Raw genomic sequence first — 19,398 nt, forward strand, 5'->3', positions numbered from 1 at the left:
CAGGCGTGGTGGCAGGCCACGCGGCCCGCGCCGACCGCGGTGTCGTCACGCGGTCGGCCGGCGGGCGGGCGCGGCCGCTGCGGTCAGGCGGCGAGTTCGCCGGCCTGGAGCTGCCAGAGGGATGCGTAGAGTCCGTGCTGGGCGAGGAGTTCGTCGTGGGTGCCCTGTTCGGCGACGACGCCCCCCTTGTCCAGGACGTAGATCCGGTCGGCGTGGCGGACCGTGGAGAGCCGGTGGGCGATGACGACCATCGTCCGGTCGGTCGCGAAGACCCGGAGCGTGCGCTGGATGGCGGCTTCGGTCTCGTTGTCCACGGCGGAGGTGGCCTCGTCGAGGATGACGACCGGCGGGTCCTTGAGGATCGCGCGCGCCAGGGCGATCCGCTGCCGCTGGCCGCCGGAGAGCGCGGCGCCGCGCTCTCCGATCAGGGTGTCGTAGCCGTCCGGCAGGGTCGCGATGAAGGTGTGCGCCTCGGCCATGGTGGCGGCCTGGACCACGGCCTCGTCCGGGGCTCCGAAGCTGCCGTAGCGGATGTTGTCGGCGATGCTGCCGTCGAAGAGGAACGGGTCCTGGGCGACGAAGCCGACGGCGTGGCGCAGGTCGTGCCGCCGCAGGTCCCGGACGTCCTGCCCGTCGAGCAGCACGCTGCCGGACTCCGCGTCCTGGAAGCGCATCAGCAGTCTGGCGATCGTCGTCTTCCCGGAGCCGGTGGCGCCCACCAACGCGGTCACCTGCCCGGCCGGGATGGTCAGCGAGAGGTCCTCCAGTGCCGCCGGCCGGCCGGGGTAGGCGAAGGTGACCCCGTCGAGGACGATCTCGCCCCGCACCTCGGCGGGGTCGAGCGTCCCGTCGCTGCCGTCGGCCTCGGCGGGCAGGACGCGCAGCCGCTGGACCCGGTCGTAGGAGGCCAGGGTGCGCTGGTACTGGTCGACGATGCCGCCGAGCCGGCTCATCCGCATCAGCAGCATCTGGGGCAGCCCGATCAGCGGGCTGAACACCTCGAAGCGCAGGGTGCCCTTGAGCACCGACCGGCCGCCGATCAGCAGGGTGCCGGCCATCGATGCGGTGGTGCAGGCCCGGACGGTCTCGGCGTGGCGGACCGTGCTCCGGTCGGTCTTCCGGCTGCTCTCCCGGACCGCCTGGCTCAGCTCCTCGACGCGTCCGGCCTCGTAGTCCTCGGTGCAGAAGCTCTTGACGGTGGCGCCGGCTTCCAGCGAGTTGATCACCTGGCTGCCCAGCCTGGCCCGGCGCTCGCCGGTGACGGCGTAGTCGGCCGCGGCCTTGTCCTGGTGGCGCAGCGACAGCCAGGCGATGACCGGGATCGGCAGGAAGGCGATCCAGGCGATCTGCGGGGCCAGCAGCAGGAAGGCCGGCACCAGGAGGGCCAGGCTGGTGCCGAGCTGGAGCACGTCGTTGGCCGGGCCGGCGAAGAAGGCGCCCAGTTGGCCGACGTCATCGGTGAGCGCGCCGGCCAACCGGCTGGTTCGCTCGCCCTCCAGGTGCCCCAGTTCGAGGTGCTGGACGTGCCGGTAGGTGCGGCTGCGCCAGTCGTGCTCGATGTCCTGGCCGAGCCGGCGCCACTGGAGGTTCGAGGCGTACGAGAGGCCCGCGACGGCGGCGCAGGAGGCGGCCACCAGTCCTGCCAGGCCCCAGAGTTGGGCCGAAGCCGTGGTGAGGCCGAGGCGGGCCAACGGCGCGGCCTCGCCCTTGATGAGGACCAGCCCGGTCCAGCCGAGGAAGGTACCGAGCGCCATCTCCGAGATCTGGCAGGCGACCGAGAGCGCACCGGCCCGGTGGAGCCGCCGCCGGTGCGGGCCGACGATCTCCCGCAGGGGGTGGCGTCCGGCATCCTCCTCCGCGCGGTCCGGGGTCGCGTCGACCGTTCGGTGCCAGGCCTTCCGGAGGACGGCCCCGGTCGCGGCGGCCACCCCGCCCACCGCCACCAGCTGCCGGCTCAGCGCCGACCCGCGGATCAGGGCGATCCCGGCCGCGACCCCGCCGCCGACGGCGAGCACCGGTCGCACCACCACGCCCCGGTCCGTCCGCGGGGCCGGGGCGGCGACCGGCCGGGCCGGTGCCGGGCGTGCCGCTCCGGTCGGGTCCTGCGCGACCAGGGCGACGGCTCGGCGGACGATCCGGCCGACGTCCGCGGCGCGCACCCGCGCATCGTGCCGGACGAGCACCCCGCCGGTGACCGGATTGGCCTGTGCCGCGGTGATCCCGGGAATGCGGCGCAGCGCGGCGGCGAGGGCCTCGGCCGTCCGGGGCCGTCCGAGCACCAGCTTGACGTCCCAGCGCTGGCGGCCCGGAATGACCGAGCGCGGGCTCGCGTCCAATTCCACTGAGCGGATTCCGGCCGCGGCACCCAGTAGCGATGGCATGTGTACGATCACCTGATTTACAGAGGTCACGAAGAACCGTCACGACAGGACGGATCACGGCGACGGAGCGGGGAATTCTGAACGGCGAATCACTGCGGCCGAACGGCCTCCGGTCGGCCGCCGCCGGGCGCATTGCGCCGAAGTCGATCGGCATTGCGCGCCCGGCGGCGGCCGTGGTTCCGGACGGGCCGTCAGTTCGCCTTGCCGGCGCCGGCGGCCGCGCGGATCTTTGCGGCCCTCGCGTCCCCTTCGGTGCGGTCGGCGGCCTCGTCCTTGGCGCCACTGGAGGCGCCGTTTCCGGTGGCGTGCTGGCCGTCACCGGAGCGGCTTCCCGCGTCGCCGGAGGCGATCTGGGCGGCCACCATGTCGGCGGCCACTTCGGCGGCGAGGTCGTGGATGTTCTCCCCGGCCTCGTGAGCCGCCTTCTTCACCTCCATCGCGATGCCGACGGACGTCTTGACGACTCCGCGCACCAGCGGCTTCAGCAGACGCTTGGCCAGGGGGGCGACGATGAGGCCGACCAGGAAGGGCGGTACTACGGGCGGCATGATGCTCCATCCTCTCTACGCATACGTATGACAGGGAACCCGGGCACTTCGCACATCGGAGCAGAGCGCAGCGGGCGGACGGAAGCATTCCACCTCGGAATCCGGGATTCACTTACCGAATCGAATTCCCGGACACCGGCACGCGCCGCCCGATCTCGCGGCCACCGTACTCGAACCATGTCCGCCGGATCCAAACGCCTCCCGGGAGGTTCACTCGTGCGAGTGTTCATGACCTTCTCGCGCGACCTGGAATTGCAGCACACCCCGGACGCCGCGTGATGCGATTTCCTGATTGTCGATATCAATGAATGCCGAGTTCCCGCACCACCCTCCGCCGCAGCCCCTGGAACGGCAACGCCCCGCCCCCCAGCACCGCCTCGTGGAAGGCCCGCACCTCGAACCCGGCCCCCAGCCGCGCCTGCGCCTCGGCCCGCAGCCGGCCGAACTCCAGGAAGCCGGCCCGGTAGGAGAGCGCCTGTCCGGGCAGATCCGTCGAGTAGCGCAGCAGGTCCGAGGCGATCTGGCCGTCCGCCTCGGTGGAGTTGGCGCGCATGAACTCCCGCGCCTGCTCCAGGCTCATCGTTCCTAGGTTGAGCCCGGTGTCGACGACGAGGCGCTGCGCGGTGAAGCGCTCCTGGGCTAGCCGCCCGTAGGCGTCCCACGGGTCCTCGTAGAGGCCCATCTCCCAGCCGAGGCCGGCCGCGTACTCGGCCCAGCCCTCGTTGTACGCGCCGGACTCGGCCACCTCGCGGCGCAGTCGCGGCAGGGCGCGGTTCTCGGCCTGGCGGGCGAGGTGGAAGTGGTGGCCCGGCGCGAGCTCGTGGTAGATCAGCGAGGCCGAGCCGAGCAGGGAACGCCGCTCCAGGTCGGCGCCGTTGTAGCGGTAGCGCCCCACCGGCTCGGCCGCGGTCGGCGCCTCGTAGTACCCGAAGGTCATCCCCGGCTCCAGCGCCGGGTCCAGCCGGGCCAGCCCGTACGGCGCCTGCGGCAGCACCGCGAACCAGCGCGGCAACACCGGCGCCAGCCGGTCGAGGTGGCCCCGGTAGCGGGCCTCGACCTCGTCGGGGGTCCGGGCGTACAGCCGGGGCTCGATCCGCAGCCGCTCGTGGAACTCGGCCTCGGAGCCGTGGAATCCGAGGGCCGCGCGCACCTCCCGCATCCGCTCGGCCAGTTCGCCGCACTGCTCCCGGCCGAGCTGGTGCAGGCGCTCGGGCGCGGTGTCGCCGCCGGTGTGGGTCCGGACGAAGTCCCGGTAGGCCTCCTCGCCGCCCTCGTACCGCGCCCAGCCGACCTCCTGCGGCGCCCCGCGCACATGGGCCGGGGCGTCGAGGACGGCGAGCAGCCGGTCGAACGCCGGCGCCAACTCGCTCTCCACCAACCGCCCCACGCCGTCCCGGAGCTGCCCGCGCCCGGCCGGCCCGAGGGCGCCGAGCCGGTCGTCCCCCACCTCGACCCTCCGGGCCACCGACTCCCGCAGGCCGTTGACGGCGGCGCGGGCTCCGGCCAGCGCCGGGGACGGCACCCGGAACCCGCGCACCGCCTGCCCCACGCACTTGTCGCAGATCGAGCCGACCACCCCGGCCAGCTCCCGCACCAGCGCCAAGTACCGCTCGACGTCCGGCGGTCCGGTGAAGCGGAAGGCGCGCAGCACCGCGTCGGTGTACAGCGACAGCGGGAACAGCCGGTACGGCGTGGCAGCGGACGTCAGCCAGTAGTGGCGGTGTGCGCGCAGCTCCTCCTCGGCCAGTCCGACCAGGAAGGCGGCGGTATCGGCGTCGGCACCGGGCAACTCCGCGCCGTCGAGCGCCCGCACCTCGGCGAGCACCCCCTCGGCGAAGCGCGCGCGCTCCTCGGCTTCGGCGAGCGACGCGCTCGGCAGCGTCTCGACCGGAAGCCCCTGGCGGACCCTCAGCATCGGGTCACGCGCCAGCAGGAACTCCCAGTAGCGGTCCGCCAGACGGCCGATCGCCCGGCCCGGTTCGTTCGTCCTCATGCCACCATCCTGGCGACGACCGACCGCCGGGCGGCCCGGTCCAGGACGCGCGGACCGTGACACCCCTCGAAAGGGTGAATCATGATCGCCCCGCCCGGCCGCCGCCACCGCTCCCGGCCGGGCCGACAGGGCGATCCGGCCCTTCGAACGCGCTTGCCGACCAGGTGAGTTGACTCGCCACGGCCAAGACCCGGTGGCACCATGACGCCATGTCCCGACGCACCCCGCCGGTCGCCCTGGCGGCCGCCCTCACCGCCGCGTCCCTCGCGCTGACCGGCTGCGGCGGCGTCGCCACCTCCTCCACCACCACGCCTCTGGTGGAGCACGGGACGGTCCGGATCGCCGAGTCCAGCGAGACGCCGAGCTTCGACCCGTACTCGGCCTTCGGGGCCAGTCAGTCCCGCTACGCCTACGACTCGCTGGTCAACCTCGCCCCCGACGGCACCGTGGTCTCCGGCCTGGCCTCCGCCTGGCAGGCCACCACCACCACGGCCACCTTCACCCTCCGCCCCGGAATCAGCTGCTCCGACGGCACCCCGCTCACCGCATCCGCGGTGGCCCGGGCGCTCACCTACGCGGGTGACCCGGCCCACCAGCTCGCCGGAGCCCGGACCGTCCTGCCGAACGTCGCGTTCACCGCGAGCGCCGACGACGGCGCCGGCACCGTGTCGGCCACCACCGCCGCGCCCTTCCCGTTCCTCACCCGCACCCTCGGGCTGCTGCCGATCGTCTGCCCGGCCGGCCTCGACCGGCCCGAGGCGCTGGAGCGCACCACCCGGGGCACCGGCCCGTACGTGCTCACCCGCTACCACCCGGGCGGGCCCTACGAGTTCACCGTCCGCGCCGGTTACACGTGGGGCCCGGCCGGGGCGACCACCGCGGAGCCGGGCCTGCCGGCCCGGATCGTCCTCTCGGTGGTGCCCCAGGCGTCGACCACCGCGAACCTGCTGCTCACCGGCGGCGTCGACATCGCGAGCGTGAACGGGCCCGACCGCTCCCGGCTCGACGGACACGGCCTCACCACCGCCGACGTGCCGACCGTGGTCGGGCTGACCTTCTTCAACCAGCGCCCCGGCCGGGCCCTCGCCGACCCGGCGGTGCGCCGAGCCCTGGTGGCCGCGCTCGACCGCCAGGGCCTCGCCAACGTCGCCGTCGGCGGCACCGGCCGGCCCGCCACCGACTTCGGCGCCGAGGGGGCCGTCTGCCACGCTGACCTCGCCACCGCCAACCTGCCCACCCGGGACGCGGCGGATGCCCTGCGCGCCGCCGGCCAGACCCGTGGCGACGGTGGCCCGCTCGGCAAGGACGGCCACCCGCTCCGGCTGCGCCTGATCACCAGTCCGGATCTCGGCCCGACCCTCCCACCCACCGCCGAGCTGATGGCGCGGACCTGGACGGAACTCGGCGCGGACGTCGAACTGGTCACCGAGAGCCTGCCCGCCCTCGTCAACGCCATGTACCAGACCGCCGACTTCGACGTCGTGGTCGGCAGCACCCCCGGCTTCGCCCTGCCGGTCGGCTTCATCCCCTTCTTCTCCGGCCCGACCCCCGCGCGGGGTCTCAACTTCGCGGCCGTCACCAACCCCGCGTACGACGCCCTGGTCGCCCAGGCGCTCCGGGAACCCGACACCACCGGCTGCGGCACCTGGAACCGGGCCGCCGCCGCCCTGCTGCGCTCGGCCGACGCCCTGCCGATCGCCGACGGCCGGAGCACCGTGTACGGCTACCGCGCCACCTTCGCCACCACCTTCGGCGGCGGGCTCGTCCCCACCAGCATCCGGCTGCACCGGTGAACCGGGAGCCCGCGGTGTCCGCACCCCGCCTGCTGCGAAACCCGTGGACGGCCTTCCTGGCCCGCCGCACCGCCCGGCTGCTGGTCTCCCTCGCGGTCGTGCTCACCGCCTCCTTCGCGATGGTCCGGCTCGTCCCCGGCGACCCGGTCCGCGCCGCCCTCGGCGTCGACGCCGCCCCCGACCTGGTGGCCGCCCGCCGGCACCAACTCGGCCTGGACGCGCCCTTCCCGGCCCAGTACCGGCACTACCTCGACGGCCTGGTGCACGGCGACCTCGGCACTTCCCTGGTCACCGGTACACCGGTCGCGGAGCTGGTCCGCACCCGGTTGCCCGCCACCCTGGAGATCGCCGGCCTGGCCTTCCTGCTCACCCTCGCCGTCGCCCTGCCCGGCGGCCTGCTCGCCGCCGTCCGCACCCGCGACGGCCGGCACCCTCGCAGCGAGCTCGCGTTCACCGTGGTCACCGCCGGTCTGGCCGGGGTGCCGGACTTCGTCCTGGCCGCCGGGCTCACCGCCCTGCTGGCCGTCGGTCTCCAGCTGCTGCCGGTGGCCGGCGCGGCGGGCGCCGAGTCCTTCGTCCTGCCGGTCCTGGCACTCGCCCTCGCGCCGACGGCCGTGCTGCTGCGCATCGTCCGGGTCGAGGCCCTCAGGGTGCTGGGCGAGGACTACCTGCGCACCGCCCGGAGCAAACGGCTGTCCCCGGCCCGCCGCTACCTGCGGCACGCGGCGCCCAACACGGCCACCGCCGCGCTCACCGTGGCCGGGAGCCTGCTGCCCGCCATGATCGCCGGCACCGTACTGGTCGAGAAGGTGTTCGCCTGGCCCGGCATCGGATCGGCGATGGCCCAGTCCGTGGTGGCCCAGGACTACCCGGTGATCCAGGCGATGGTGCTGGTGCTGGGCACCGCCGTGCTGCTCTCCGGCCTCCTGGTCGACGTGCTGCTGGCGGTGCTGGACCCCCGTTCGGTGATCCGGGAGAGCTGAGATGTCCATTCCCCGCGGGTACCTCCGCTCGCCGATGGCCTGGATCTCGGCGGTCATGCTGGTCTCACTGGTCGTGCTCGCGCTGGCCGCCCCGCTGCTGTGGGGCACCGCGGCCGACCGCCCCGACCCCTCGGCGGTGCTGCGGGGCCCGTCCGCGGCCCACCCGTTCGGCACCGACGACCTCGGCCGGGACGTGCTCGCCCGGGTCCTGACCGCCACCCGGCCCTCCCTGCTGCCCGCACTGGCCGCCACCCTGCTCGGTGCCACCGGCGGCGTGCTGCTCGGCTCGGCCACCGCCGTCGTCGGCCGCCGGAGCCGGCGGCTGCTCAGCTCGCTGATCAGCCTGCTGCTGGCCTTCCCCGCGCTGCTGGTCGCGCTCGTCCTCGCGGTCGTGTTCGGCGCGGGCACCGGCGGGGCCGTGCTGGCCCTCGCCGTCGCGGGCGTCCCCGGCTTCGCCCGGCTCGCCCAGACGCTCGCCGCCGCGGTCGCCGGCACCGACCACCTGGCCGCGGCCCGGGTCCTCGGCCTGCGCCGGCACCGGCTGCTGTGGCGGCACGTCCTGCCCAACATCGCCGAGCCGCTGCTGCTGGCCGCCACCACCGCCGCGGGCACGGCCCTGGTCGCGCTCTCCGGGCTGAGCTTCCTCGGTCTGGGCGTCCAGCCGCCCGGCTACGACTGGGGGCAGCTGCTCAACCAGGGTCTGGAGCGGATCTACGCCGAACCGCTGCCCGCGCTCGCCCCGGGCCTGGCGATCCTCTACGCCGCCCTGGCCTTCCAACTGCTCGGCGAGGTCCTGGCCGGCCACGCCGCCCGGCGCGGCCCGGCGGTCCGCACGCCCGCCCGGCCGCCCGCGCCGAGCGGGCCGGCCGAGGACGGCCTGGTGCTCCAGGTCGAGGACCTCAGCGTCGAACTCCCCACTCCGGACGGGCCGGTCCGGCCGGTCCGCGGGGTGAGCCTCGCACTGCGGCCAGCCGAGATCGTCGGACTGGTCGGCGAGTCCGGCTCGGGCAAGTCGCTCACCGCGCTCGCCATCGCCGACCTGCTGCCCGAGCGGGCCCGGGCCTCCCGGCGCACCCTGCGCCTGCTCGGCGCCGACCTCGCCACCCTGACGCCCGCCCAGCGCGACCGCCACCTCGCGACCGGCCTGGCGATGGTCTTCCAGAACCCGGCCTCCGCACTCAACCCGTCCCTGCGGATCGCCACCCAGCTCACCGAGGCCGTCCGGGCCCACCGCGGCGCGAGCCGCGCCCAGGCCGCCGCGCAGGCCGCCGAGGCACTGCGCCGGGTCGCCCTTCCCCCCTCGCTGCTGCGCTCGCGCCCCCACCAGCTCTCCGGCGGCCAGCGTCAGCGGGTCATGATCGCCGCCGGGCTGATGGTGCGGCCCGGGCTGATCATCGCCGACGAGCCGACCACCGCACTCGACGTCACCGTGCAGCGGCAGATCACCCGACTGCTGTCCGAGATCCGGCGGGAGACCTCCGCCGCGATCCTGTTCATCAGCCACGACATCGCGCTCGTCGGCGAGTTCTGCGAACGCGTCCTGGTGATGTACGCGGGCGCCCTGGTCGAGACCCTGCCCGCCGACCGCCTCACCACCGGCGCCCGGCACCCCTACACCCGGGCCCTGGTCGCCTCGGTGCCCGACCTCGCCGCGGACCGGGACCGGCCACTGCCGGCGGTGGAGGGCGCACCGCCCGACCCGCTCACGCCCGCCCCCGGCTGCCCCTTCGAACCCCGCTGCCCGCGCCGCCTGGACCGCTGCGCCGAGCAGGCCCCGCCGCTGGACGGCCTCGACGCGGTGCACCGGGTCGCCTGCTGGAACCCGGCGCCGGTCACCGTCGCGGCGGTCCCGTCATGACCGCCCTCCGGCTGCGTGACCTCACCGTCCGACACCACGGCCCGCGCGGCCCGGTCACCGCCGTGGACGGCGTCTCGCTGGACGTCCCGTCCGGCAGCACGCTCGGGCTGGTCGGCGAGTCCGGGTCGGGCAAGTCCAGCCTGGCCCGCGCGGTCGTCGGCCTCGCCCCGGTGCACGGGGGCCGGGTCCTGGTGGACGGCCGGGAGGTCCGGGTCCGTACCGTCCGCGACCGGCGCCGGCTCGGCCGCCTGGTGCAGGTCGTCCTCCAGGATCCGGACACCGCGCTCGACCCCCGGATGACGGTCCGCCAGACCCTGGTCGAGGCGGCCACCGCCTTCCACCGGCTCGACCGCCCGGCCCGTGGCGAGCGCGTCACCGAACTCCTCGGCCTCGTCGGCCTGGACCCCCGGTACGCGGACCGGCTGCCGCGGCAGCTCTCCGGCGGCCAGCGCCAGCGGGTCGCCGTCGCCCGCGCCCTGGCCGTCGGCCCGGGCCTGCTGATCGCCGACGAGATCACCTCGGCCCTCGACGTCTCGGTGCAGGCGGCCTTGCTCAACACGATCCGCGAACTCCAGCAGCGGCTGGGCCTGTCGATGCTGTTCATCGGCCACAACCTGCCCGCGGTCTGCCACGTCTCCGACACGGTGGCCGTCATGCGGCACGGCCGGATCGTCGAGACCGCCGCCACCCGCACCCTGCTACGCGCCCCGCAGCACCCGTACACCAGAGCGCTGCTCGACTCCGTGCCGCGCCTGCGCACCCGCCCGCCCGAGGAGGACCCGCCATGACCGCACCCCCGCCGGACGCGGTGGTGGTCGGAGCCGGGGTGATCGGTTCCGCCGTCGCCCTCGAACTCGCCCGCACCGGACGCCGGGTGGTCGTCGTGGACAAGGCGGGCGCGCCCGGCCACGGCTCCACCAGTGCCTCCAGCGCGATCGTCCGGTTCAACTACTCCACCTTCGACGGCGTCGCCACGGCCTGGGAGTCCCAGCACCTCTGGAGGTCGTGGCCCGAGCACCTGCGGCTCACCGGCCGCCGCCCGCTCGCGGCCTTCCACCGCACCGGCGCCGTGCTGCTCGACTCCCCCGCGGCCGACCCCGCCGACGTCACCGCCCTGTTCGACCGCGCCGGCGTCCCGTACGAGCGGTGGGACGCCGCCGCGCTGCGCCGGCACCTGCCCGGGATCGACCCCGGGCGGTACTGGCCGCCGAAGCGGGTGGACGACGAGGCCTTCTTCGCCGGGCCGACCGGCGAGCTCGGCGCGCTGTTCACCCCGGACGCCGGGTTCGTCGACGACCCGCAGCTCGCCGCCCAGAACCTCGCCGACGCGGCCGGCGAGCTGGGCGCCCGCTTCCTGTTCCACCGGGCCGTGGTCACCGTCGACCGGCACGCGGGCCGGGTGGCGGGCGTCCGCCTGGCCGACGGAGGCCGGATCGCCGCACCGGTCGTGGTCAACGCCGCCGGTCCGTGGTCCGGCGGCCTCAACCGGCTGGCGGGCGTCGGCAGCGACTTCACCGTCGGCGTGCGCCCGTTGCGCGAGGAGGTCCACCAGGTCCCCGCGCCGAGCGGGTACGCGCCCGTCGTCGCCGACCTCGACCTCGGCACCTACCTGCGGACGGCCCCCGGCGGCCACCTCCTGATCGGCGGCACCCAGCCGGGCTGCGACCCGCCCGAGTGGATCGACGACCCGGACGCCGCCGACCCCCGCCCCACCACCCGACGCTTCCGGGCCCAGGTGACCAGGGCGGCCCGCCGCTTCCCCGCGATCGGGGTGCCCAACCGGCCCCTCGGAACCGCCGGGGTGTACGACGTCGCGGACGACTGGACCCCGATCTACGACCGCACCGCACTGGCCGGCTACTACGTCGCCATGGGCACCAGCGGCAACCAGTTCAAGAACGCCCCGCTGGTCGGCCGCTACCTGGCGGCCCTGGTCGACCTGGTCGAGGCCGGCCACGACCACGACGGCGACCCGGTCCGCCACCGCTGCGAGCACACCGGCAACGTCGTGGACCTGGGGTCCTTCTCCCGCCGCCGCCCGGTCCGGCCGGGCGCCGCACGGACGGTCATGGGGTGATCACCCGCAGCTCCCGCACCAGGTCCCCGACCACGCCGACCACGAACCCGGGCGCCTCGTGGGGGAAGTCGTGGCCCGTCCCCTCCGGCGCGTGCACCAGACGGGAGGCCGTAGACGCCGCCAGGTACCGCACCCGGGCCCGGAGGTAGAACCGGCTGATCCGCTCGGCCTCCGCCGCGTCCCGGGCGCCCGCCAGCACCGCCTCACCGCCGATGAGGTCCCGCGGTATCACCAGCACCAACGGCAGGTCTCCGAGATCCCCGTCGTACACCACGGTCTCCCAGCCCACCTCCGCCAGGCCGGACGGCGTGAGCTCCTCGAAGGCCGACGCGGCGGCGCACAGGTACCCGGTGCGCCCGCCCCGGCCGCTGTGGGCCCCGAACAACTGCCGCACTGCCGTCAGCAGGAAGCCGCGACGCATCCCCGGGAGCTGCCGGTTGCGCGGCGCGAACGCGATGACCTCCGGAGGCGTCGGATCCAGCAGCACCAGCCCGGCCACCAGATCCGGCCGGCGCCTGGCCACGTTCGCGACCAGCAATCCGCCGAAGGAGTGCCCGACGAACACGAAGGGGGGCCGCTCCCCCGCCGCCTCCAGCGCTGCCGACAGCTCCTCCGCCTCGACGGCCGTCGTCCGCGGGAAGGGCCCGACATCGCTCCAGCCCGTCCCCGGGCGGTCGACCAGCACCGACCGGGTCCGGGCCGACAGCATCCTGTGCAGGTCCCGGAACTCCTCACCCGGGGCGTGCCCGCCGGGCATCCAGACCACCGTCGGCCCACCCCGGGCGTCGCCCTCGCCCAGGACGTGCATCCGGTGGCCCCCCACGTCCACCAGCCGCCCCGGCGGCGGATTCACCCGCGCCTCCCGGGCCACCAGCACCAGGTGCCGCAGTGCTCCCGCCCCCAGCAGCACACCGGCAGCCGTCACCAGAACACCGAGTGCCACCGCCCAGGGCGCCCCCGCCCCGACCAGCCCCCCACCCGCGCCCACCATCAGCGCGGCGACCGGAACACCCGACCAGTCCCGGCTGAGCAGCGCGAACAAGGAGTCCCGTCCGTTCCGGCGCATCGGTCCTCCGCGAAGGCACTCGAAACCGATCCCTGCGGGTCTTCTTCCCCCGCCCGTCCGCCCCGACGCGGGACCGTCGCCCGAAAACGCACCGCACGTGATCAGAGGCGTGGAGTCACCCGATGTCCATCAGCCGGCTGGAGGGACCGGCAGGTCCGGCTGGTCGGCGCCGGCGGGGAAGAGCCCGCTCAGCAGGCGCTGGAAGGTGCGCCGGTCGTGCTCGCCCAGGTCGTCCAGCCCGCTCAGGCTGGCCAGCAGCTCGGCGCGGATCTGGTGGACGGTCCGCTCACCCTCCTCCGTCAGGGTCACCCTCTTGATCCGCCGGTCAGCGGGATCGACCTCTCGGCGGACCAGGCCGTGCGCCTCCAGCCGGTCGACGATGCCGGTGACGTTGGAGGCGTCGCAGGCGAGCAGGTCGGCGAGGGTCCGCATGGGCATCGGACGCCGGAGCACGCTCAGCATCTTGCCCTGCATCAGGGTGAGGCCGCGGGCCGCCGCCACGGTGGCGAAGCTCCGGTAGTACGCGGCCGCGGCCCGGGCCAGCTGGTCCATCAGCTCGATGGACGTGGGCGCGGTGGGCGGGGTGACGCTGGTCATGGATCGAGTGTAGGCGGGATTGGTTGACATCCTCAACCTTCGAGGTCTACCGTCGTTGCGTTACTTGAGGTCGTCAACCATCGAAGCCCTCAACTCATCCTGGAGCACCACCATGACCTCCGCCCTCTTCGTCGTCACCGGCGCCACCCACTGGACCCTCGCCGACGGCACCACCCACCCGACCGGCTACTGGGCCGAGGAGCTCGCCGAGCCGCACCGCGTCTTCCGCGAAGCCGGCTACGAGATCACCATCGCCACGCCCGGCGGTGTCGCGGCCACCGTCGACCGCGGCAGCCTGACCGCCGCGGCCAACGGCGGCCAGGAGCGGGCCGACGCCATCGCCGCGTACCTCGACTCCGTCCGGGACTCGCTCACCAGCCCCGCCACGCTGGAGGAGATCGACCCGGACGCCTACGACCTGGTCTTCTACCCCGGCGGCCACGGCCCCATGGAGGACCTCGCGGTCAACGAGGCGTCCGGCCGGATCCTCACCCGCGCCCTCGACTCGGGCCGGCCGCTCGGCGTGGTCTGCCACGCACCCGCCGCGCTGCTCGCCGCGCACCGCGAGGACGGCAGCTGGCCCTTCGCCGGCTACCGGATGACCGCCTTCACCAACGCCGAGGAGACCGCGGTCGGCCTGGCCGACCGGGCCAAGTGGCTGGTCCAGGACCGTCTGGTCGAACTGGGCGCCGACTTCGCCGAAGCCGCCCCGTTCACCCCGCACACCGTCATCGACCGCAACCTGTACACCGGGCAGAACCCGGCCTCCTCCGCTGAGCTGGCCCACCGGCTCGTCGAGGCCCTCGCCACCGACGCCGGCACCGTCGTCAAGCGGCTGCGCGCCACCTTCCGGTCCGGGCGCACCAAGCCGCTCGCCTGGCGCCTCGACCAGCTGGGCGCGCTGCGCGCGCTGCTCACCGAGCAGTCGGAGGCGTTCCTGGCCGCCCTCAAGGCCGACCTGGGCAAGGGCGCCGCCGAGGCGTACCGCACCGAGGTGGCCTTCACCCTCAACGAGCTCGATCACACGGTGCGCCACCTGGAGGAGTGGCTGCACCCCAAGCCGGCCGCCGTACCCGACGCCTTCCTCCCGGCCGAGGCCCGGGTGGTCCGCGACCCGCTCGGCGTGGTGCTGATCGTCGCCCCGTGGAACTACCCGCTGCAGCTGGCCCTGGCACCGCTGGTGGGCGCCCTGGCGGCAGGCAACACCGCCGTGGTCAAGCCCAGCGAGCTGGCCCCGGCGACCTCGGCGGCCATCGCCCGCCTGCTGCCCCGCTACCTCGACCGGCAGGCGGTCGCCGTGGTGGAGGGCGCCGTCCCGGAGACCACCGCGCTGCTGGAGCAGCGCTTCGACCACATCTTCTACACCGGCAACGGCGCGGTGGGGCGGATCGTCATGGCGGCCGCCGCCGAGCACCTCACCCCGGTCACCCTCGAACTCGGCGGCAAGAGCCCCGTCGTGGTCGAGCCCGGCGTCGACCTGGCCGTGACCGCGCAGCGGATCGCCCGGGGCAAGTTCCTCAACGCCGGCCAGACCTGCGTCGCCCCCGACTACGTGCTGGCCGTCGGCGACACCGCCGCCGCACTCGAAGCCGAACTGGCCGCCGCCGTCCGCGCGGCCCACGGCGACGACCCGGCCGGCGACCCCGAGTACGGGAGGATCGTCAACGAGCGCCACTTCGACCGGCTCACCGCCCTGCTCTCCGAGGGGCGGGTCGTCACCGGCGGCGACCACGACCGCACGACCCGCTACCTCGCACCCACGGTGCTCGCCGATGTCCCGCCCGCGGCTCCGGTGATGCGGGAGGAGATCTTCGGACCGATCCTGCCGATCATCACCGTGCCCGACCTCGACGCGGCGATCGACTTCATCAACGAGCGCGACAAGCCGCTCGCCCTGTACGCCTTCACCGGCTCCGACCGCACCAAGCAGCGGCTGGCCGAGGAGACCTCATCCGGTGCGCTCGTCTTCGGCCTGCCCGTGTCGCACCTGGCGGTCCCCGAGCTGCCGTTCGGCGGGGTCGGCGAGAGCGGCATGGGCCGCTACCACGGCGAGTACTCCATCGACACCTTCAGCCACGCCAAGGCGGTCCTCGACAAGCCGCTCGGCTGAGACCAGGACCGCCGGGACCAGGGCCACTGGGACCAGGACGGCCGGCCCGGCCGACTGGCCGCCGCCACCACGCGCGGTCAGCCGACCGGGCTTCGGACCCTCGGCGGCGGTCCGACCAGGCCGCGGGCCCGGAGGACGGGGCGGACGCCTTCGCCCGGCAGACGGGTGTTTCCTGGAAGCATGTCGTTGATCGTCGGTACCTCGGGTTGGCAGTACGACGACTGGCGCGGCGGGCTCTACCGGGAGGGGACACCCAAGCGGCGCTGGCTGGAGGAGTACGCCGAGCGGTTCGCCACGGTGGAGAGCAATGCCGCCTTCTACCGCTTGCCCTCGGCGGACACCTTCGCCGACTGGCGCGCCCGGACCCCGGAGGGTTTCGTGTTCGCGGTGAAGGCCAGCCGCTACCTCACCCACATCAAGCGCCTGCACGAGCCGGCCGAGCCGGTCCAGCGGCTGCTCACGGCGGCGCGGGGGCTCGGGGAGCGGCTCGGCCCGGTGCTGCTCCAGCTGCCGCCCACGCTGCGCGCGGACGCCGAGCTGCTGGACCGCTGTCTGGCCGCCTTCCCGGCGGGCGTGCGGGTCGCCGTCGAGCCGAGGCACCCGTCCTGGTGGACGCCGGAGATCCGTGCGGTGCTGACCGACCGGGCCGCCGCCCTGTGCTGGGCGGATCGGGGGTCACGCCCGGTCACCCCGCTGTGGCGGACCTGCGAGTGGGGCTATCTGCGCTGCCACGCCGGTCGGGCCCGGCCCTGGCCCCGGTACGGGCGGCAGGCACTGGCCGGCTGGGTGGGCCGGATCGCCGACGGCTGGGCGGACTCGGCCGAGGTCTACGTGTACTTCAACAACGACCCGGGCGGTGCGGCGGTGCTCGACGCGAGCGCGTTCGCGGCCGCCGCCGCGCGGGCGGGCCGTACCGTGACCCGGACCCCGTAGGAAGCCGACGGTGATCCGCAGCCGAGTGGTCGTCCGAGGGGCGAGGCAGCGCCCAGGCATCGGCTGCTCCGGACGGGGAGCGCTCTTCCACAACCTCAACGTGCTGTTCACTGCCGGGCCTGACCTCGCCCGAGCCGTCGCCGCGGCCGCCGCTTCACCGTCTGCTACCCGGAAGGCTCCCAGGCCCAGGGCGCGCTGCTGCCCGTGGACGGGGAGCACAGGTGGATCTTCCAGGTCCCTTACCGCCCCGACCGCGGGGAGCGCGCCCAGGACTTCCCTCCCGAGCGCATCATCGCCCACCTCCGCCAGGCCGCCGGCCTGCCGCTCCTGCCCATCGAGATCCACAGCACCCTGCCCTGGCATGCCGGCCAGAAAGTCGCGGACTCGAACCGCGGGCGGTGTCAGAGGCTGACTTGCGCGTCCGTCACGTACCGGGTGTGCCGCGCGTACGCGCATTCGCGTCCGCGCGCGGCAGGGCCCTGGCGCGGGCGACGAGCAGGGCGATGTCGTCGTGTCCGCTCTGGTGGTGCAGGCCGCCGAGGAGGAGGTCGCAGGTCTCCTCCGGCGAACGGCGGGGCCGGCCCAGCAGGTCGGTGAGGGCCGCGAGGCGGGTGTCGATGTCGTGGTCGCGGGTCTCCACCAACCCGTCCGTGTAGAGGACGAGTTCGTCGTCGACCGCGAGGTCGAGGACGGAGTCCCGGAAGGCGACGCCGCCGACGCCGAGGGGTGCGCCGGTGGGTAGTTCGAGGAGCACCGGCGGACGCCCAGGGCGGGTGTGGACCGGGGGCAGGTGGCCGGCGCTGGCGATGCGACCACGGCGCCGACGGGGGTCGTGCACGGCGTAGACGCAGGTGGCGATGGACTCGCCGAGGTCGGCGGCGATCCGGTCGAGATGGCTGAGGACGGCGGCGGGCGCCAGGCCGAGACCGGCCAGGGTCCTTGCGGCGGTGCGGAGTTGACCCATGGTGGCGGCGGCGTTGATGCCGCTGCCCATGACGTCCCCGACCACCAGAGCCGTCATGTCGTCACCCAAGGGGATGACGTCGAACCAATCGCCGCCGACCTCGCCGACGCTCGCCGTCGGCTGGTAGCGGTAGGCGACTTCCAGCCCGGGTGGTTGCGGGGGCGGGCCGGGCAGCAGGTGACGCTGGAGGGCGAGGGCGGCGTGGCGCTGGCGCTGGTACCAGCGGGCGTTGTCGATGGCGACGGCGGCACGGGCCGCGAGTTCACCGGCGAGTACCAGGTCGTCGTGGTCGAAGGGCTGGTCGTTGCGGGCGCGCTTGAGGTCGAGAGCGCCCAGGACCTGGCCCCGGGCACGCAGCGGTACGGCCAGGTAGGAGTGGACCCGGGCCTGCCTCAGCAGTTCGGCGGCTCGGTCGTCGCGGGCGATGCGCGGCAGGTCCCCGTCGGTGACGTGGGCCAGCAGGATGGGGCGGCCGGTGCGGACGCAGCGGGTGATCAGGCGGGTGGCGTCGTAGCGGGCGATCTGGCCGACGGGGTCGGCGGCGTCGGCGGCGGGTGTGGGGTAGGCGGCTTTGACGGCGAGGGCCCGGATCAGGACCGGGTCGTCCGTGCCGGTCGGGGGCAGGCTGTCGGTGAGGACGCCTTCCAGGATGTCGACCGCGGCGATGTCGGCGAACTCCGGGACGAGGACGTCGGCGAGTTCGCGGGTGGTGGTTTCGAGGTCGAGGGTGGTGCCGATGCGTTCGGAGGCCTCGGCGACCACGGTGAGGCGTCGGCGGGCCGCGGCCGCGGCGGTGGAGGCCCGGTGTTGCTCGGTGACGTCGATGACCGTGACGGCGACGCCGATCACGCGGTGGGCGGGGTCCTCCAGGCGGTAGAAGGAGGCGGACCAGGCATGTTCGCTCCCCGGGTCGGCGTGGGTGCGGCCCGTGGTGAACTGGTCCAGCAGCGGGGTTCCGGTGGCCAGCACCTGCCGCATCGCCGCCTCGATCGCGTCGACGTCCAGGAAGGGCAGCGCCTCACGAACGGTGCGGCCCAGGCACTCGGTGGCCGGCAGGCCGTTGACGCGCTCCAGCGCCGGGTTGATCAGGACGTAGCGCAGGTCGGTGTCCATCACCGAGAGGCCGATCGGGGACTGCTCCACCAGGCGCAGGGACAGCGCGAGGTCCCGTTCCAGGCGGCGCAGCGTGGCCTGGTCGGTGGCCAGGCCGAGCGCGTAGTACTGGCCGTTCTCGTCCTCCAGGCGCATGTTGCGGAACTCGGCCAGCAGCGTGGATCCGTCCTTGTGCCGCACCGGGAAGACCCCGGCCCACGCCCCGCCACCGGCCATCACCTTTGCGAACAGCGACAGCACCAGCTCCAGGTGCTGCTCGTCGACCAGCACCTGGGCGGCGGGACGCCCGAGGGCCTCGGCCGCCCGGTAGCCGAACAGGTCCTCGGCCTGCGGGCTCCACAGCACGATCCGCCCCTGCGCGTTCAGTACCACCGCGGCGACGCCCAGTACGTCCAGCAGCCCACTCGGCTCCATCGCGGGATCGCGGCCCTGCTGGGCGGCACCCGACGGAGTCGCCTGCCCGGTCTCCATCCGGCCACCTCCTCCCGCCGACGCCCACCCCGGGGTGCGACGACGGCGTCGGTTCACTCCATCCTCCCGCCCCGGCCCGAAGCCGCCAGTCAAGCAGCCGCCGCCCGCCGGCGGACCCTCGGTCGCCAGCCCGAAATGGTCACGCAGAGCCACCGGCACCCGCTCGCGTGCCCGGTGTTCCGGCCGTCCGTGGTTCGCGGCCCCACCGGATGTCCGCGTGGTCCAGGCCGTCGATCAGTTCGTCGAGGAGGGCACCACCGCACCCTGTCGACCACGCGGTCCTCAGGTGCTCGACGATCTCGGCTTGCGCCGGGACCGCCCCGTCCGCCCCGCCGTCGGCGGACCGGGGCGTCGGCGTGGCTCCGCTGGGAAGCGGGGAGAGCCGATAGCCTCCGGAAGTGATCAACTCGGAGACCCTTCCGGATCCGAATGACGCTCCGATGAGCTCCGAACTCCTGCTGACAGGGGTGCTCCGTTCGGCGGCACTGCTACTCGGAGTCCTCGCCCCCCT

The 19,398-nt window shown here is 74.5% G+C and carries 13 protein-coding genes and 1 pseudogene; 8 read left to right on the plus strand and 6 right to left on the minus strand.

The annotated features are described in order from the left end of the window. Positions 1-83 precede the first annotated feature (83 nt). The 3 genes from ACH4J0_RS01890 to ACH4J0_RS01900 all read right to left on the minus strand — a co-directional run bounded on the left by ACH4J0_RS01890 (position 84) and on the right by ACH4J0_RS01900 (position 4,922). A complete protein-coding gene (locus tag ACH4J0_RS01890) occupies positions 84-2,342 on the minus strand; it encodes an ABC transporter ATP-binding protein (RefSeq protein ID WP_396235713.1) in 2,259 nt (752 codons plus the stop codon). A gap of 230 nt (positions 2,343-2,572) precedes the next feature. Further along, positions 2,573-2,929: a DUF5132 domain-containing protein gene (locus tag ACH4J0_RS01895; RefSeq protein WP_396235714.1), complete on the minus strand. Its 357-nt coding sequence runs from the start codon at positions 2,927-2,929 to the stop codon at positions 2,573-2,575. A gap of 301 nt (positions 2,930-3,230) precedes the next feature. After that, positions 3,231-4,922, minus strand: a complete 1,692-nt coding sequence (locus ACH4J0_RS01900) for a DUF885 domain-containing protein (protein ID WP_396235715.1) — start codon at positions 4,920-4,922, stop codon at positions 3,231-3,233. Positions 4,923-5,131: 209 nt separating this feature from the next. Here ACH4J0_RS01900 and ACH4J0_RS01905 point away from each other — a divergent pair, with 209 nt between their 5' ends. From ACH4J0_RS01905 to ACH4J0_RS01925, 5 genes are read left to right on the plus strand one after another with little or no spacing between them, the layout of a single operon-like run. Then, positions 5,132-6,715, plus strand: coding sequence for an ABC transporter substrate-binding protein (locus ACH4J0_RS01905; RefSeq protein WP_396235716.1), 1,584 nt, complete (start codon positions 5,132-5,134; stop codon positions 6,713-6,715). Between the two features lie 14 nt (positions 6,716-6,729). After that, positions 6,730-7,698, plus strand: a complete 969-nt coding sequence (locus ACH4J0_RS01910) for an ABC transporter permease (protein ID WP_396235717.1) — start codon at positions 6,730-6,732, stop codon at positions 7,696-7,698. Position 7,699: 1 nt separating this feature from the next. After that, positions 7,700-9,556, plus strand: coding sequence for a dipeptide/oligopeptide/nickel ABC transporter permease/ATP-binding protein (locus ACH4J0_RS01915; RefSeq protein ID WP_396235718.1), 1,857 nt, complete (start codon positions 7,700-7,702; stop codon positions 9,554-9,556). Beyond that, positions 9,553-10,344: an ABC transporter ATP-binding protein gene (locus ACH4J0_RS01920; protein ID WP_396235719.1), complete on the plus strand. Its 792-nt coding sequence runs from the start codon at positions 9,553-9,555 to the stop codon at positions 10,342-10,344. The genes ACH4J0_RS01915 and ACH4J0_RS01920 overlap by 4 nt, the downstream gene beginning before the upstream one ends. Further along, entirely contained in the window at positions 10,341-11,633 is a 1,293-nt protein-coding gene (locus ACH4J0_RS01925) for an NAD(P)/FAD-dependent oxidoreductase (protein WP_396235720.1), read from the plus strand. The genes ACH4J0_RS01920 and ACH4J0_RS01925 overlap by 4 nt, the downstream gene beginning before the upstream one ends. Here ACH4J0_RS01925 and ACH4J0_RS01930 read toward each other — a convergent pair. Next, positions 11,623-12,699, minus strand: a complete 1,077-nt coding sequence (locus ACH4J0_RS01930; protein ID WP_396235721.1) for an alpha/beta fold hydrolase — start codon at positions 12,697-12,699, stop codon at positions 11,623-11,625. The genes ACH4J0_RS01925 and ACH4J0_RS01930 overlap by 11 nt on opposite strands. Before the next feature lie 129 nt (positions 12,700-12,828). Then, positions 12,829-13,296 carry a MarR family winged helix-turn-helix transcriptional regulator gene (locus ACH4J0_RS01935; RefSeq protein WP_396235722.1) on the minus strand — a complete coding sequence of 156 codons (468 nt, stop codon included), beginning with the start codon at positions 13,294-13,296 and terminating at the stop codon, positions 12,829-12,831. A gap of 112 nt (positions 13,297-13,408) precedes the next feature. On the opposite strand from ACH4J0_RS01935, the gene ACH4J0_RS01940 reads away from it, so the two are divergent. The 3 genes and pseudogenes from ACH4J0_RS01940 to ACH4J0_RS01950 all read left to right on the plus strand — a co-directional run. After that, positions 13,409-15,406 (plus strand): aldehyde dehydrogenase family protein, encoded by a 1,998-nt coding sequence (locus tag ACH4J0_RS01940; RefSeq protein ID WP_396235723.1) that lies wholly within the window; start codon positions 13,409-13,411, stop codon positions 15,404-15,406. Between the two features lie 180 nt (positions 15,407-15,586). Continuing rightward, complete coding sequence (locus ACH4J0_RS01945; protein WP_396235724.1) at positions 15,587-16,339, plus strand: DUF72 domain-containing protein; 753 nt, start codon at positions 15,587-15,589, stop codon at positions 16,337-16,339. Positions 16,340-16,492: 153 nt separating this feature from the next. Further along, positions 16,493-16,720: pseudogene (locus ACH4J0_RS01950) on the plus strand (FAD-dependent monooxygenase); the annotation flags it as partial. 43 nt (positions 16,721-16,763) lie between these two features. Here ACH4J0_RS01950 and ACH4J0_RS01955 read toward each other — a convergent pair. After that, positions 16,764-18,887 (minus strand): SpoIIE family protein phosphatase, encoded by a 2,124-nt coding sequence (locus ACH4J0_RS01955; RefSeq protein WP_396235725.1) that lies wholly within the window; start codon positions 18,885-18,887, stop codon positions 16,764-16,766. Positions 18,888-19,398: the final 511 nt, after the last annotated feature.

This window comes from Kitasatospora sp. NPDC017646, assembly GCF_044329365.1.
Taxonomy (GTDB): domain Bacteria; phylum Actinomycetota; class Actinomycetes; order Streptomycetales; family Streptomycetaceae; genus Kitasatospora.

Excerpts from the sequence above, each read along its gene's own strand:
- ACH4J0_RS01905 (WP_396235716.1), top strand. The coding sequence starts at position 5,132 with ATGTCCCGACGCACCCCGCCGGTCGCCCTGGCGGCCGCCCTCACCGCC.
- ACH4J0_RS01945 (WP_396235724.1), top strand. The coding sequence starts at position 15,587 with ATGTCGTTGATCGTCGGTACCTCGGGTTGGCAGTACGACGACTGGCGC.
- ACH4J0_RS01955 (WP_396235725.1), bottom strand. The coding sequence starts at position 18,887 with ATGGAGACCGGGCAGGCGACTCCGTCGGGTGCCGCCCAGCAGGGCCGC.
- ACH4J0_RS01895 (WP_396235714.1), bottom strand. The coding sequence starts at position 2,929 with ATGCCGCCCGTAGTACCGCCCTTCCTGGTCGGCCTCATCGTCGCCCCC.
- ACH4J0_RS01935 (WP_396235722.1), bottom strand. The coding sequence starts at position 13,296 with ATGACCAGCGTCACCCCGCCCACCGCGCCCACGTCCATCGAGCTGATG.
- ACH4J0_RS01940 (WP_396235723.1), top strand. The coding sequence starts at position 13,409 with ATGACCTCCGCCCTCTTCGTCGTCACCGGCGCCACCCACTGGACCCTC.
- ACH4J0_RS01900 (WP_396235715.1), bottom strand. The coding sequence starts at position 4,922 with ATGAGGACGAACGAACCGGGCCGGGCGATCGGCCGTCTGGCGGACCGC.
- ACH4J0_RS01930 (WP_396235721.1), bottom strand. The coding sequence starts at position 12,699 with ATGCGCCGGAACGGACGGGACTCCTTGTTCGCGCTGCTCAGCCGGGAC.
- ACH4J0_RS01925 (WP_396235720.1), top strand. The coding sequence starts at position 10,341 with ATGACCGCACCCCCGCCGGACGCGGTGGTGGTCGGAGCCGGGGTGATC.
- ACH4J0_RS01920 (WP_396235719.1), top strand. The coding sequence starts at position 9,553 with ATGACCGCCCTCCGGCTGCGTGACCTCACCGTCCGACACCACGGCCCG.
- ACH4J0_RS01915 (WP_396235718.1), top strand. The coding sequence starts at position 7,700 with ATGTCCATTCCCCGCGGGTACCTCCGCTCGCCGATGGCCTGGATCTCG.